Below are 14,538 nucleotides of genomic sequence, written 5' to 3'. Positions count from 1 at the left end.
AAGCTGAGCTTTCGCGATCCGCACGCTCGACCCGCCTACTGGTCGGGGGCGTTGGGGCGGGCGAGGCCGAGGTCGTAGGCGAGGATCACGGCCTGGATGCGGTCGCGGGCGCCGACCTTCGCCAGGACGCGGCCGACATGGGTCTTCACCGTGGACTCGGAGACGAAGAGGCGCTCGGCGATCTCTCCGTTGGTCCAGCCCTGGCCGATGGCGAGCAGGATCTCGCGCTCGCGCTCGGTGAGGGAGCGGATGCGGGGATCGTCCGCCGTCGCGGTCGCCGCGGGGCCTTCCGGTGAGTGTTTCGGCAGGTGCTGGGCGTAGGCGTCGAGCAGGCGGCGGGTGAGGGCGGGGGCGATGACGGCGTCGCCGGAGGCCACCGCGCGGATGCCGGCGAGGAGTTCCTCGGGGTGGGCGTCCTTGAGGAGGAAGCCGCTGGCTCCCGCGCGCAGCGCCTCGTGGGCGTACTCGTCGAGGTCGAAGGTGGTGAGGATCAGGACGCGGGAGCGGTCGCCGGCCGCGACGATCCGGCGGGTGGCCTCGATGCCGTCCATGCCGGGCATCCGTACGTCCATCAGGATCACGTCGGGCCGCAGTTCGGCGGCCATCCGCACCGCCTCGCCGCCGTGCCCGGCCTCGCCGACCACCTCGGTGTCGGGGTTGGCCTCCAACAGCATGCGGAATCCGAGGCGTTGGAGGGGCTGGTCGTCCACGATGAGCACGGTCGTCATGCCGCTCCCCCGATCGCGTCGAGCGGGGTGAGGTCGAGGGTGGCCCGTACCGTCCAGCCGCCGCCGGGGGCGGGGCCCGCGGTGACGGTGCCGTGGTAGAGGGCGGCGCGTTCTCTCATGCCGGCGAGTCCGTGTCCTTCGTCGTGGCTCGGTGCTGGTCCTGGACCGGTCCCGGCCGGGCCGGTGTCGTGGCAGTCGATGCGCACCCGGGCGTCCTCGACGTGCACGGTCAGTTCGACGCGGGTGTCGTGGCCCGCGTGCTTGAGGGCGTTGGTGAGGGCCTCCTGCACGATGCGGTACACGGTGAGCTGGACCCCCCGGTCCAGGGCGGCGGGATCGCCGCCGGTGCGGTACACGACCTGCGGGCCGGCCGCGCGGATCCGGGCGCACAGGGCGTCGAGGTCGGCGACGCCCGGCTGGGGGCTGAGTTCGGGGGCGTCCGGGGCGGGGCCCTGCACGCGCAACACGCCCAGCATGCGCCGGAGTTCACCGAGCGCCTGGCGGCCGGTGTCGCCGATGAGGAGCAGGGCCTGCTTGCCGCGTTCGGGGGCGAGGTCGGTGGCGTAGGCGCCGCCGTCGGCGAGGGTGATGATGACGGAGAGGTTGTGGCCGATGATGTCGTGCATCTCCCGTGCCACACGGGTGCGTTCGGTGGCGGCGGCGAGTTTGGAGCGCTGGTCGCGTTCCACCTCCAGGCGGGCGGCGCGGTCGCGCAGCACGGCGAGCTGGGCGCGCCGGATACGGACCACGAAGCCGAGTGCCACGGCCGCGGTGATGGTGCTGAACAGAACGAACAGGGCGTCCAGGACCGGCACTTGGGACGGCAGCCGCAGCGCGAACAGTCCCAGGGCGGCGAGGGTGACCGCGCAGGCGGCGGGCAGGCGGCGCAACTGCCCGTGCAGGACCAGGCTGTAGAGGGAGATCAGCAGGGCGACGTCCGCGCGCAGCCAGACCCCCAGTCCGGCCTGGACGAAGAACACCGCGGCGATCAGGGCGAAGGCCAGGGTCGGCCGTCGGCGCCGCCACAGCAGGGGCAGCACCAGGCCGAGCTGCAGGGCGATGGTCGCCGGCCAGGGGAGGTGGATGAAGCTGTTGTCGAAGCCGCGCCGCCGGCCGTCGTCGCCGTCCAGCGTGTCCGGCAGACAGAACATCAGCACGACCACGACGATCAGTGCCGTGTCCAGCACCCAGGGGTGCCGCCGGTCGCCCTGCTTGATCCGGCGGCCGAACCGGGACAGCCCGCCTGCCACGGGGTGGCTCCACGGGAGGTCCGTCTCCGCGAACAGCACGTGGGCGGGGTCGTCGGGGCTCATCGGTGCCACTGGTCCGGGTCCATGGGGGTCACCTGTCCATTGTGGGGCCGCCCCGCGGGAACCACCGGCGCGGCACCAGGCCCGTGAACAGGCCGGATGCCGCGCCGTGGCCGCGGGGGGAATCGGCTCAGGCGTCGGTCTTGAGCAGCCGGTAGGCGGCCCCGCCCAGCGCGAGCGCCGTCCAGGCGAGGAAGACGAGGAGTCCGGCGCCGGGCGAGAGGGTCGTCGAGTCGTGGGTGAGCGAGAACATCGCCTCGCCCGCGTTGCTCGGCAGATAGGGGCTGATGTTGTCCTGCCAGGAGCTGGGCAGCAGCGAGATCAGTCCGGGCACCAGCATCAGGGAGGCGACCAGTACCGAGATGCCGCCGGCGACCGAGCGGAGCCACGCGCCCAGCGCGGTGCCGATCACGCCGACCAGGCCGAGGTAGAGAGCGGCGCCGAACAGGCTGCGGACGACTCCGGCGTGCGAGAAGGAGAGCGCCGCCGGCGTGCCGGAGACGATGCCGCCGGCGATCGGGAACGCCACGAACACCCCGACGAGCGAGATGCCGAGCGCGACCACGCCGAACACGAGGGCCTTGGACCACAGCACCGGCAGCCGGCGCGGGACGGCGGCCAGCGTGGAGCGGATCATGCCGGTCGAGTACTCGCCCGCGGTGACCAGGACGCCCAGCACGCCGAGGGCGAGCTGCGCGAAGTTCGTGCCGAAGAGGGAGATGTCGAGCGCGGTGGAGTTGGCGTCGTCGGGCCGCAGATTCCCGCCGTCGTAGGAGGACTTGTAGTGCGCGGCGGCGATCAGGCCGAACGCGATCAGGAACAGCAGGCCCAGGCCCAGGGTGATCCAGGTGGAGCGCAGGGACCAGAGCTTGGCCCACTCGGAGCGCAGCACGCGGCGCCCGGTGACCTTGTACGGCGGACGGGCCGGCCGTACGGCTGCGGGTGCGGCGCTGTCGGTGGCGGTCGCGGTGCTCACGCGGCCCTCCCGGGGGTCTCGACGGTGGTGGTGCCGTGGTACTCGACGGCGTCCCGGGTCAGGTCCATGAAGGCCTGCTCCAGGGAGACGGTCCGCGCGCTGAGTTCGAAGAGCGGGATGCGGTGCTCGGCGGCCCTGATGCCGATGGCGCGCGCGGTCAGCCCGGTGACGTGCAGTTCCTCGGAACCGATCTCGCCGGTGATCTCCACGCCGGGACCGGCGAGGACCTCGCGCAGCCGGGCGGGCTGCTCGGAGGCCACGGTGACGGTGTCGCCGCCGGCCGTGCGGACCAGGTCCCGCACGGTGGTGTCGGCCAGCAGCCGCCCCCGTCCGACGACGATCAGGTGGTCGGCGACCAGCGCCATCTCGCTCATCAGGTGCGAGGAGACGAAGACGGTACGGCCGTCCGCGGCGAGCCCGGTCAGCAGGTTGCGGATCCACAACACGCCTTCTGGATCAAGGCCGTTGACGGGTTCGTCGAGCATCACGGTCGCCGGGTCGCCGAGCAGCGCGGCGGCGATGCCGAGCCGCTGCCCCATGCCGAGGGAGAAGGCCCCGGCCCTTTTCTTCGCCACGGACTGGAGCCCGGTCAGTTCGATGACCTCGTCGACGCGGCGGCGCGGGATGCCGTGCGTGTAGGCCTGCGCCATCAGGTGGTCGAACGCGGAGCGGCCCGGGTGGATCGACTTGGCCTCCAGGAGCGCGCCGACCTCTTGGAGCGGTGCAATGTGCTCGGCGTAGGGCCTGCCGTTGACCGTGACGGTGCCCGCGGTGGGGGCGTCCAGGCCGACGATCATGCGCATCGTGGTGGACTTCCCGGCACCGTTCGGGCCCAGGAAGCCGGTGACCGTGCCCGGCTTGACGACGAAGTCGAGCCGGTCGACCGCCGTCTTCTCCCCGTACCGCTTCGTCAGCTGTTGCGCCTCGATCATCGCCATCCCTCACGCTCACGTGCCACTGCCCCGACTGGACACCGGCAACGCTAGGAGGCGGGGGCCCGAAACCCGTCGTACCGAGGGGCCGTTGCGGGGGCGGGCGTAGTACCGCGGTACGACTGCATGCTGCGCGTTGTGTACGTTCCCACTCCATTCACACGGGATTCACGTCTACCAACTGCGGGAAATACAACCGACACGCATATTTACAGCGCCTGTTACCTCTCCTACTGTGAACGTTCTCAGAACCAACCCGCATGCGCATGTCAGTCGACCCAAGGAGGTCGGGTACCCCGTGAAAATCCCGGGCCGCATAGTGAAGGCCGCCTTGCTGCTGGCCGCAGTCGCCCTGCCGGCGGCGATGCTCACCCCCACCGACGCCGCCGCCGCGAACTCGCTCACCATGCTCGGCGCCGACGTCTCGTCCGCACAGCGCGCGATCGACCTCGGCGCCAAGTACTACGACTCCAGCGGGACCGCCAAGGATCCCCTCGACATCCTCAAGGGCGCCGGCGTCAACTACGTCCGCCTGCGGATCTGGAACAACCCCGCCAGCGGCTACAACAACAAGGCGAAGGTGCTGGCCTACGCGAAGCAGGTCAAGGCCAAGGGCCTCAAGCTGCTGATCGACTTCCACTACTCCGACACCTGGGCCGACCCGGGCAAGCAGTACAAGCCCGCGGCCTGGTCGAGCCACGGCATCAGCGCCCTGCAGACCGACGTCTACAACTACACCTACGACGTCTGCAACAGCCTCAAGTCCCAGGGCACCACCCCGGACAGCGTGCAGATCGGCAACGAGATCAACGTCGGCATGCTGTGGGACGACGGCAAGGTCGTCAACAACAACTTCACCAACCTCGGTCTGCTGCTGAAGTCGGGCTACAACGCGACCAAGGCCTGCAACAGCTCCACCCAGGTGATCATCCACACCGCCGACGCGGACAGCGACTCCAACGCCCGCTGGTTCTACGACGGCATCAAGGCGCAGGGCGTCAACTGGGACATCACCGGGCTCAGTTACTACTGCATGTGGCACGGCACGCTGGCCAACATGGGCAGCGTCGTCTCCGACATGAAGTCCCGCTACGGCAAGGACGTCATCATCGCCGAGACGGCCTATCCGTTCACGACGTCCGACGCGGACAGTACGGCGAACTCGGTCACCTCGGGCTGCTCGGGTTATCCGCTGACCTGGGCGGGCCAGGGCGCGGAGTTCACCGCTGTGCAGAACACGGCGCGCAGTGCGGGGGCGATCGGCGTCTTCTACTGGGAGCCGACCTGGTACGCGGTCACCGGCAACGGCTGGGACCCGGCCAACATCGCCACCAGCGGGGACGGTTGGGACAACATGGCGATCTTCAACTGGACCGGCCAGGTCAATCCGAACGTGAAGTGGACGGCTTAGCCCGGTAGTTCGACGGCTCGCCCGAACGGCACCGCCCGATTCCCCGGGCGGTGCCGTTCTCCGCGTTCAGGGCGTTCGGGGCTGATGACCCGTCAGCGCACGGTACACGGCCGCCGACTTGGGGTTCGCGCGGCAGCGCCACACGCCGTGCGGGCAGTAGTCGCTGATGGTCTGGTAGAGCGGATGCCGCGCCGCCATCCAGGTGAGCATGCCCCGCACGTAGGTGGGGTCGTCGCCGTTGTCGAACAGGCCCCACTCCGGGTAGGCAATGGGCTTGTGGTGGGCGCGGGCGAAGTCGGCCTGCGCCAACAGGCCGTACGGTTCCGTCAGTTGGCCGGAGAAGGACAGGTCCCGGGGGGCGTCGTAGGCGTCCATGCCGATGACGTCGACGTAGGCGTCGCCGGGGTAGCAGTCGGTCCAGGGGATCGCGTCGTGGCCGCGGTTCGGGGTGAAGTCGAAGCGGAGACGCTGGCCGGGGACGGACCGCATCGCGGTGACGATGCGCGTCCAGTACTGCTTCCAGGCCGCGGGGTCGGGCGCGCAGCGGTGGCTGTAGGTGGTGCCGTTCATCTCCCAGCCGAGGACGATCTCGGTGTCGGGGGCGCCCAGTTGGACCAGACGGCGGGCGAGCGCGCGGAAGTGGTCGTCGTAGCGGCCGGCCGCCCCCTCCCCCAGTTCGCCGCGGACCACGTCGTCGGGCAGGTGGGCCTCGTTGCGGTCCAGCATCGGGACGTTGAGGACCAGCAGGCGGTCCTGGCGGGCCCGGCGCCACTCGGCCCACTGGTCCAGGTCGCCGGTGGCGCCCTCGATACCGGTCCAGGTGTCGCCGGGCAGATACGCGTGGCCGACCCGGGGTTCGGGGCGGCCGAGCCAGGCGCCGAACTCCGCGACCCGGCGGACGGCTTCGGGGCCGTAGCCGACGTAGGCGCCGTAGGCCGTCGGCGGGCCGGACGCCTGTGCGGGTGCCGACCGTGCGGGCCGGGGCGGGGGCTCGCCGCCGGGTACGCAGGCCGGTCCGGCCAGCAGGACGAGCGCGAGGGCGGCGGTGAACAGGGCCGGCAGGCTGCGGCGCGTCCCGTGCGGGGCCACTGGACGCCTCTCCTTCTTCCCGGGTGCGTGGGCGGCGGATCGCTCCGACGCCCGAGCAACGTACCAGCGCGGGGCAGAGGATGACGTAGCACGCCATTCACGACATGACCGGCGCGCCCCGGGGAGCGAGCCGGTGCGGCGCGACTTCGCGCCCACGCGAAAGGACTGCGCGCCGGGGCGAAAGACCATGTCGGCGGGTGCTCGGCAGAGTCGGGGCCAAGCATGCGGAACCGGTGCGGAACGTGGTGGCGAGCGGTCACCGGCGTCGGTGTCCGGACCGGCGACAAAGGATGAGCATGACCTCGAACCCCCAGGTGCAGACCGTCCGCGGCCCCGCGGCGGTGGGCGACCTCGGCACCGTCCTGATCCACGAGCACGTCTTCGTCGTCGGCGAGGAACTCCGGCGGAGCCTCCCGGAGACCTGGGACGAGCAGGAGCGCGTCGACGACGCGGTGACCCGGCTGAAGGCCCTCGCCGCGGCCGGCGTCTCCACGCTCGTCGACTGCACGGTGATAGGACTCGGCCGCGATGTGGCGCGCGTGGCCCGGGTGAACGCGCAGGTCGACCTCGACATCGTTGCGGCGACCGGCATTCACACGCCGGGCGACATCCCCGCCGCCCGCATCCCGGCCCGGTGCCGCTCCAGCAGCAGCCCGAGGGAGGCGACGTCACAGGCCTGTGCGGCCAGGGTGAGCGCCGCATCCTCGACGCGCGTGATCCCGCCCGTGCTGCGGCTGCTCATGCTGTTCCTCTTCCGGCGTTGCCGTCGTCCCTACGAACGTAATGGGCGCGCCTTCTGACATCACATCTCGGGGTGGTCCGTCTGGACCGGTCCAAAGTCAGGCCTCCGTCAGGCCCTGGACGGGCGCCGGGGCGGACGCGGCCACGATCCGGGCGCTGTGCCGCCGGAAGGAGACGAACTTGGTCCCGGCCTGGAGCAGGTTCGCGCAGGCCAGAGCGGTCCAAAGCCCGCGCAGGCCGGTGGCGTCGGCGATCGGCACGGCGAGCGCCGCCAGCACGCCGAACCACACCGCCGTGGACACCAGGCTCGGCAGGGTGCGCCGCAGCCCGACGAGCCCGAAGCCCGCCACGGCCTGAAGTGCGTCACCGACCACCACCGCCAGGATCAGCGGCAGCAGGTGGACGACCTGGTCGGCGAGGTCCGAGCTCCTGGTGAACCGGTCGATCACCGGCCCGCGCAGCACGACCAGGGCACCGCCGAGGACGACGACCGCGCCAAGGGCGACCGCGAACCCGGCGTCCACCGCGCGCCGGACGCGGGCGAGGTCGCGCTCCTCTGCGTAGCCCGCGATCAGCGGCACCGTGGCCTGGCCGACCGCCACCGCGGCGGTGAAGACGACGTTCACCAGGGACTCGGCGACGCTGTGCACGGCGGCGCTGCCGGTGCCGACGCGGGCGGCGGCGAAGGTCAGCACGCCCAGCACCGAGAACTTCACCAGCACGGTGGCGCCGAGCGGCAGCCCTACCCGGGCCAGCCTCAGCACCTGGCGCGCATCGGGCCGCCCGGGCCGGATCGGGCGGCCGGCAAGCACCGTACGGCGGCGCAGCGCGTACTGGTTGAGACCGGCCGCGATCAGGCTGGAGGCGAGCATGGCCAGCCCCGCCCCCGTCAGTCCGAAGCCGGGCAGCGGTCCCGGTCCCCCGACCAGCAGCACCGACAGCGTCACGGACACGGCGGTGCCGACGAGCCCTGACCGCATCACCTGCGCCGACCGTCCGAGCGCGACGAGGACGGACGAGGCCGAGGAGTTCACGGCGATCAGCAGCACACTGCCCGCCAACATCCAGGGAAACAGGCCCAGTTCGCCGAGGATGCCGTCCGGGACGCCGAACGCCCCGCCGAGCAGCGGCACCGCCGCGACCGCCGCCGCGCAGACCCCGCCCACCGCGAAGGCCAGCCACATCCCGGCACGCACCAGCGGCAGCAGTCCCTCCGGGTCGTCCCGGTGCGGTGCGACGAACGGCATCACCCCGCGCAGCGCGCCCGCCACGGTGGCGGTGGCCGGGCCGAACACCGCGATCGTCACGGCGAACGCGGCCAGCGACACGGTGGCGTGCCGGCCCAGCAGAGCGGTGTCTACGAGCGAGCCGGCTGAGGAGGCGAGCATGGTCACGTACAGCGGTGCGGCGGCCCGGGCGATGGTCATGAAGGCGCCGCGCTCGCTCACGGCCTCACAACTGCCCTGTCCCGAGCTCCGGTTGCCCACTACCGCCACACCCGCTCCGCCACCCGCCGGAAGTTGCCGCCGAGGATCGCGGCGACGGCGTCCTCGGGATATCCCCGGGCACGCAGCGCGCCCTCGACGGTCAACAGGCCTTCCGGCGGCATGAATTCGATGGCGCCCCAGCGGGTGTAGCACTCGGGGTACAGCTCCGGGCTCCGGGCGAGCATCGCGTTGAAGTCCCCTTCGTCGAACGGGTAGTCGGTGGACACCCCGACGTGTTCCGGTCCAACGAGGTCGACGGCGTGGTCGATGTGCCGTACGAGGGCGTCCACGGAGGCGTCGTTGGGGCCGAGGAAGATACCGACGCTGGTGATGCCGACGACCCCGCCCGTGGCCGCGCACTCCCTGGCCTGCTCGTCGGTGATGTTGCGGGGGTGGTCCCACACCGCGCGCATGCCCGAGTGGCTGTAGACGACGGGGAGTCGGGACACCTCGCACAGGTCGAGGCCGGTACGGGCCCCGCAGTGCGAGCCGTCCGCGACCATGCCGACGGCGTTCAACTCCCGTACCAGCGCCCGCCCGTAGCCGGTCAGTCCCTCGTCGACCGCGTCGAGGCAGCCGCCACCGGCCGCGTTGCGGGTGTTGTAGCTCGGCAGCATGGTGCGTACACCGAGGTCGTAGAAGTGCCGGACCCGGTCCAAGTCCCCTTCCAGCGGCCCGGAGTCCTCCAGGTCGAAGGCGACCGCCACCTCCCCCGCACGCACCGCGTCGTCGATGTCGCCGACGGTCGCGATCAGCCGCAGCCGGTCGTCCGCGGCGATCCGCTCCCGCCAGCTCGCCACCAGGCCGGTGACGTCGTCGGCGCCATGCGGCACGTAGCCGACATTGACCGAGACGAAGCTGCCGCCGGGTCTGCGGTAGCGGGCGAGTTCACCGATGTCGGCGGTCTTCTCCAGGGCCAGGCAGCAGTGCTGTTCCCAGAGGAGGGGCGGGCGGGGCGCTTCCGTGGATTCGTTCGACACCGTACGGATCATGCCCGCGTCGGAGCTACGCCGTCGAGGGCGGCCCCGTGCTCCCCCGCACCTCGAGTCGCGGCTGCGACAACACCGTCTCCGCCGTCCGCTTCGGATTCCTCATCCGGTCGACGAGAAGCTGCGCGGCGCGGCGGCCGAGGTCGTGGCTGCCGTTGTCGACGGAGGTGAGCCAGAGGTGTCGCAGGCGCGCGAGGTACGTGTTGTCGTAACCGACGAGGGACAGGTCCCGAGGCACCTGGAGGCCCAGTTCCTCGGCCGCCGAGAGCGCGCCGACGCACGCGATGTCGTTGAAGGCGAGGACGGCCGTGGGGCGTTGCGGGGCGGTGAGCAGGCGGACCATCGCGCGGTAACCGCCCTCCTCCGTGTGGTCCCCCTGTTCGACCGTCGCGAGGTCGGTCAGGCCGTGTTCGCGCATGACCTCTTCGAAGGCCGTGCGGCGGAGTTCGCCGGCGACGCCCTGGCCGGCGATGTGGGCGATACGGCGGTGGCCGAGGTCGACGAGGTGTTCGGTGGCCAGGCGGGCGCCGTGGGAGTCGTCGCCGGCCACGACGTCGACGTGGGGCAGGACCGGCTCGACGGCGCCCGCGACCACCGTGGGGATGTGGGTCGCGGAGGCGAGGAGTTCGTCGGAGCCGGGGAGGGTGCCCACCGCGATCAGGCCGTCGACGCGGAGTTCCGTGAAGATGCGGGTGAGGTCCTCGCCGAGGTGGCGGTTGAGGCGGCCGTCGGCCAGCATCATGTGCAGGCCGTTCTCGTGCAGGCGGGAGCCCAGGCCGTCGAGGAGTTCCACGAACCAGGGGTTGCGCAGGTCGTTCAGCAGGACGCCGACCGAGCGGGTGCGGCGTTCGCTGAGGCTGCGGGCGGCGGCGTTCGGGCGGTAGCCGAGTTCCTCCACCGCGGCCAGCACGGCCTGCCGTTTCTCCGGTCGGACCTGCTCGGAGCCGCGCAGCACCAGGGAGACCAGGGATTTCGACACACCGGCCCGCTCGGCGACATCGCGGATGGTCGGAGCGCTCATGGCTGGACCGTTCCACGGGGTCGCGCCCCCTGTCAAAGGCGCGGACACTCGGTGTTGACGTCCACGTATTGACATCAGGACGAACGGGTTCCACTGTGGCCGAGACAGTTTATGGACCGGTCCAAAAGAAGGGCAGTCATGGTGACCTCGCTCGGTGTAGCCGTCGTGGGCTTCGGGTGGATGGGGCGGGTGCACACCCAGGCGTACGCCCGTGTCCCGCACCACTTTCCGCAGCTGGGCGTGCGGCCGCAGCTCGTGTCGGTCGCCGAGGACGTGCCGGGGCGGGCCGAGCAGGCCGCCGAGCAGTTCGGCTTCGCCTCCACCACCCGCGACTGGCGCGAGGTGGTCGCCGACCCGCGCGTGCAGGCGGTCAGCATCACCGCGCCGAACTTCCTGCACCGCGAGATCGGCGTCGCGATGGCCGAGGCCGGCAAGCACATCTGGATCGAGAAGCCGGTGGGCCTGTCGACCGCCGACGCCTCCGCCGTCACCGACGCGGTCACCAAGGCCGGCGTGCAGGGCGCGGTCGGCTTCAACTACCGCAACGCGCCCGCCGTGGAGGCCGCCCGCGACCTGATCGCCGCCGGCGAGCTGGGCACGGTCACCCACATCCGCGTCCGCCTCTTCAGCGACTACGCCGCCCACCCGGACGGCGCCCTGACCTGGCGCTACGAGCTGGAGCGCGGCGGCCACGGAGTCCTCGGCGACCTGGCCTCGCACGGCGCCGACCTCGCCCGCTTCCTCCTCGGCGACATCACCTCCCTCGCCGCCGACACCGCGATCTTCCTGCCGCAGCGGGCCCGCCCCACCGGCGCGACCGCGGGCCACGCGCTCGCCACCGGCGGGGAGTTGGGCCCGGTCGAGAACGAGGACTACGTCAACTGCCTGCTGCGCTTCGCCTCCGGCGCCCGGGGTGTCCTGGAGGCGTGCCGGGTCTCGGTCGGCGAGCAGAACAACTACGGCTTCGAGGTGCACGGCACCAAGGGCGCGGTGTTCTGGGACTTCCGCCGGATGAACGAACTGGCGGTCAGCCGCGGCACCACGTACCAGGACCAGCCCGTCACCACGGTGTATGTCGGCCCGGGCGACGGCGAGTTCGGCGCCTTCCAGCCGGGCGCGGCCAACGCGATGGGCTACGACGACCTCAAGGTGATCGAGGCCTACCGCTTCCTGCGCTCCGTCGCCGAGGGCAAGCCGTACGGCGCCACCCTCCCGGACGCCGTGCACAGCGCGGCGGTTCTGGACGCCATGGTGCGCAGCGTCGAGAGCGGCGGCTGGGCGAGTCCGGCATAGAGAAACACCCGCTTGAGCCCGGCGTGCGGGGCGCACACTCCGGTCGCCCCGCACGCCCCCGCACTGAGCCACCGGCGCGATCTCGCGTCCACCCGCCCGACTCGACTACCGTTCACGCTCGGGAGTCACTCGCCTACGCTGTGGTGACCGGTTGGCGGACGGGTATGGGGGCGGCATGGGTTACGGCTTCGGACAGCGGCGCGGCGGTCAACTCCCCGTCGAGTTGACCAGCTTCGTCGGACGCACCGGCGAACTCGCCGCGCTGCACGCCGAGTTGGCGCGTTCGCGGCTGGTCACGCTGGTCGGTCCGGGCGGTGTCGGCAAGAGCCGTACGGCGCTGCGGGCGGCTCGCGCGGCCACGGACCGGTTCGCCGACGGGGTGCGGCTGGTGGAACTCTCCGCCCTGCACGACCCGGAGTTGGTGCCGTCGACCCTCGCGGGCGTACTGGAACTGCCCGAGCAGTCCGGGATGACGCCGCTGGACGCGATCGTGGAACACCTGCGCGGGCGGCGGATGTTGATCGTCCTCGACACCTGCGAGCATCTGGTCGATGCGTGCGCGATGCTCTGCGACGTCCTGCTGCGCGAGGCTCCCGGGCTGAGCGTGCTCGCGACCAGCCGGCAGCCGCTCGACGTGCCGGGTGAGCGCTGTCTGCCGATCGCCCCGCTGGCCCGCGCCGACGCCGTCGACCTGTTCGCCCAGCGGGCCGCCGCCGTCACCGGCGGCCCCGCACTCGACGGCGCCGACCGGGAACACGCCCTCGCGCTCGTCGACCGCCTCGACGGCATCCCCCTCGCGCTCGAACTGGCGGCGGTACGGCTGCGGGCCGTGCCCCTCTCCGAACTCGTCGCCCGCCTGGACCGCCACTGCGAGGTCCTGACGGGCGGCCGGCGCACGGCCCTGACCCGGCACCAGACCCTGCGCGCGGCCGTCGACTGGTCCTACGACCTGTGCACACCCCAGGAACAACTGCTGTGGGCGCGGCTGTCGGTGTTCGCCGGCTCCTTCGGACTGACCGCCGCCGAGCGAGTGTGCGCGGGCGGTGCGGGCGACCTCGGCGGCGAGGAGGTCGTCGAGGCGCTGATCGGCCTGGTCGACAAGTCGGTCGTCCAGCGCCTCGGCGAGGACGGGGCCCGCTACAGGCTCCTGGACACCATCCGCGAGTACGGGGCCGGGCGGCTCGCGGAGAGCGAGGACGCAGAGGCCGTACGGCGGCGGCACTTCGCCCACTACGACGAACTCGTCGGCCGTTTCTGGGACGGCCTGGTGGGCCCGGCGCAGGTCACGCTGCACCACGCGGTGCGCACGGAGATCGCCGACGTACGGGCCGCACTGGAGTACGGCTGCGCGACCGAGGGCCGGGCCGCGGACGCGCTGTGGCTGGCGACCCGGCTCGGGGCGTACTGGCGGGCGGCGGGGACGCTGTCCGAGGGTCGGTACTGGATCGACAAGGGGCTTGGACCGGTCCAGCAGGACTCCTCCGTGCGGGCCTGGGCGCTGTTCATGACCGGCGTGTTCGGGGTGTGGACGGCGGATCTGGAGACGGCGTTGGACCGGTTCCCGCGCGCCCTCGACATGGCACGGCGGGTCGGCGAGAGCCGGGTGGAGCTGTTCAGCGAGGGATATCTGGCCGCCCTGACGGTGCTCGGCGGGGCATTAGAGGAGGGGATGGCGGCGCTGGACGCGGTCCGCGCGCGGATGGTCGCGGCGGACGACGCGCTGGGCATCGGCGTCGTGCACTACGAAGGGGCCCTGTTGTACGGGGCGTTGGGCTTCCCGGACCTGGCCCTGGAGTGGTGCGAGGCTGGGCTGGAGTATCTGGAGGGCCGGGGCGAGCGCCAGTTGTACGGGTCCACGCTCACCGTCCAGGGCGTCATCCTGTGGCTCGTCGGGCGGCCCGAGGAGAGCGCGGTGGCGCTGCGCCGGGGCCTGGAGGCGGCGAGCGAGATCGGCGAGGTCCTCGTCGCGGCGCTCGCCTCCCTGGGGCTCGCCTGGCACGCGGCAGGACAGCAGCGGTACGTCAGGGCCTGCTGGCTGCTGGGCTACGCGGAGCATGCCCGCCGGCTCGGCGGCGACCCGGTGGGCATGTTGCCGAGGCTGCTGGAGGAGCAGGAGGCACAGCAGCGGGCCGTGCGCGCGGCGCTGGGCGACGAACTCCACGAGCGGTGGCGGGAGACGGGGGCCCGGATGTCGGGCCGGGAACTCCTGGACGCCGTAAGGGCGGACGCCGACGAACCGCCCGGTGTCCCCGCGGCCCGCCCCGGCACCGCGGACGGCCGTTCCGCCGATCCCCTCACCCGTCGGGAACGCGAGGTCGCCGCACTGGTGACCCGGGGCCTGTCCAACCGGGAGATCGCCGAACGCCTCGTCATCTCCAAACGCACCGTGGACGCCCACGTGGAGCACATCCTCGCCAAGCTGGGGATCACCTCCCGTACCGAGATCCTTGCCCCGGCGCAGGCGGAGGGCACCTCGACGGCGTAGGTATCCCGGTGCCTCGGGGGATCTCCGCATACCTAGGTATCCCCGGCGAAGCCCCTGGCCGCGACTGGGTGCACGG

At 71.9% G+C, this 14,538-nt stretch carries 12 protein-coding genes; 4 read left to right on the top strand and 8 right to left on the bottom strand.

Annotated features, from left to right (window positions below):
• Positions 1 to 35: 35 nt before the first annotated feature.
• The 4 genes from ACWDEW_RS01985 to ACWDEW_RS01970 form a co-directional block, all read right to left on the bottom strand.
• Positions 36 to 728: a response regulator gene (locus ACWDEW_RS01985; RefSeq protein ID WP_450508645.1), complete on the bottom strand. Its 693-nt coding sequence runs from the start codon at positions 726 to 728 to the stop codon at positions 36 to 38.
• Entirely contained in the window at positions 725 to 2,041 is a 1,317-nt protein-coding gene (locus ACWDEW_RS01980) for a sensor histidine kinase (RefSeq protein WP_450508643.1), read from the bottom strand. The genes ACWDEW_RS01985 and ACWDEW_RS01980 overlap by 4 nt, the downstream gene beginning before the upstream one ends.
• A 127-nt stretch (positions 2,042 to 2,168) precedes the next feature.
• Positions 2,169 to 3,014: an ABC transporter permease gene (locus ACWDEW_RS01975; protein ID WP_450508641.1), complete on the bottom strand. Its 846-nt coding sequence runs from the start codon at positions 3,012 to 3,014 to the stop codon at positions 2,169 to 2,171.
• On the bottom strand, positions 3,011 to 3,946 hold the full coding sequence (locus ACWDEW_RS01970) for an ABC transporter ATP-binding protein (protein ID WP_450508639.1): 936 nt from the start codon (positions 3,944 to 3,946) through the stop codon (positions 3,011 to 3,013). The genes ACWDEW_RS01975 and ACWDEW_RS01970 overlap by 4 nt, the downstream gene beginning before the upstream one ends.
• Before the next feature lie 298 nt (positions 3,947 to 4,244).
• Between ACWDEW_RS01970 and ACWDEW_RS01965 the strand changes: the two genes are divergently transcribed.
• Positions 4,245 to 5,357, top strand: coding sequence for a glycoside hydrolase family 53 protein (locus tag ACWDEW_RS01965; protein WP_450508637.1), 1,113 nt, complete (start codon positions 4,245 to 4,247; stop codon positions 5,355 to 5,357).
• A gap of 66 nt (positions 5,358 to 5,423) precedes the next feature.
• On the opposite strand, the gene ACWDEW_RS01960 is transcribed toward ACWDEW_RS01965, so the two are convergent.
• The gene (locus tag ACWDEW_RS01960; protein ID WP_450508635.1) at positions 5,424 to 6,446 is read right to left on the bottom strand and encodes a glycoside hydrolase family 26 protein; all 1,023 of its coding nucleotides are present in this window, start codon (positions 6,444 to 6,446) and stop codon (positions 5,424 to 5,426) included.
• A 296-nt stretch (positions 6,447 to 6,742) separates the two neighbouring features.
• Between ACWDEW_RS01960 and ACWDEW_RS01955 the strand changes: the two genes are divergently transcribed.
• On the top strand, positions 6,743 to 7,246 hold the full coding sequence (locus ACWDEW_RS01955; protein ID WP_450508634.1) for a phosphotriesterase family protein: 504 nt from the start codon (positions 6,743 to 6,745) through the stop codon (positions 7,244 to 7,246).
• A 39-nt stretch (positions 7,247 to 7,285) separates the two neighbouring features.
• Here the strand turns inward: ACWDEW_RS01955 and ACWDEW_RS01950 are convergent, their stop codons facing one another.
• From ACWDEW_RS01950 to ACWDEW_RS01940, 3 genes are read right to left on the bottom strand one after another with little or no spacing between them, the layout of a single operon-like run.
• Positions 7,286 to 8,635 carry an MATE family efflux transporter gene (locus ACWDEW_RS01950; protein ID WP_450508632.1) on the bottom strand — a complete coding sequence of 450 codons (1,350 nt, stop codon included), beginning with the start codon at positions 8,633 to 8,635 and terminating at the stop codon, positions 7,286 to 7,288.
• Positions 8,636 to 8,673: 38 nt separating this feature from the next.
• Positions 8,674 to 9,654 carry a dipeptidase gene (locus tag ACWDEW_RS01945; protein ID WP_450508630.1) on the bottom strand — a complete coding sequence of 327 codons (981 nt, stop codon included), beginning with the start codon at positions 9,652 to 9,654 and terminating at the stop codon, positions 8,674 to 8,676.
• 25 nt (positions 9,655 to 9,679) lie between these two features.
• A complete protein-coding gene (locus ACWDEW_RS01940) occupies positions 9,680 to 10,684 on the bottom strand; it encodes a LacI family DNA-binding transcriptional regulator (RefSeq protein WP_450508628.1) in 1,005 nt (334 codons plus the stop codon).
• Between the two features lie 138 nt (positions 10,685 to 10,822).
• Between ACWDEW_RS01940 and ACWDEW_RS01935 the strand changes: the two genes are divergently transcribed.
• On the top strand, positions 10,823 to 11,977 hold the full coding sequence (locus tag ACWDEW_RS01935; RefSeq protein ID WP_450508626.1) for a Gfo/Idh/MocA family protein: 1,155 nt from the start codon (positions 10,823 to 10,825) through the stop codon (positions 11,975 to 11,977).
• Between the two features lie 175 nt (positions 11,978 to 12,152).
• A complete protein-coding gene (locus ACWDEW_RS01930; RefSeq protein ID WP_450508624.1) occupies positions 12,153 to 14,462 on the top strand; it encodes a LuxR C-terminal-related transcriptional regulator in 2,310 nt (769 codons plus the stop codon).
• Positions 14,463 to 14,538 lie beyond the last annotated feature (76 nt).

This window comes from Streptomyces sp. NPDC001100 (assembly GCF_053598575.1).
Note: the sequence above shows the minus strand (reverse complement) of the source record. Positions and strands in the feature narration are given on the sequence as shown.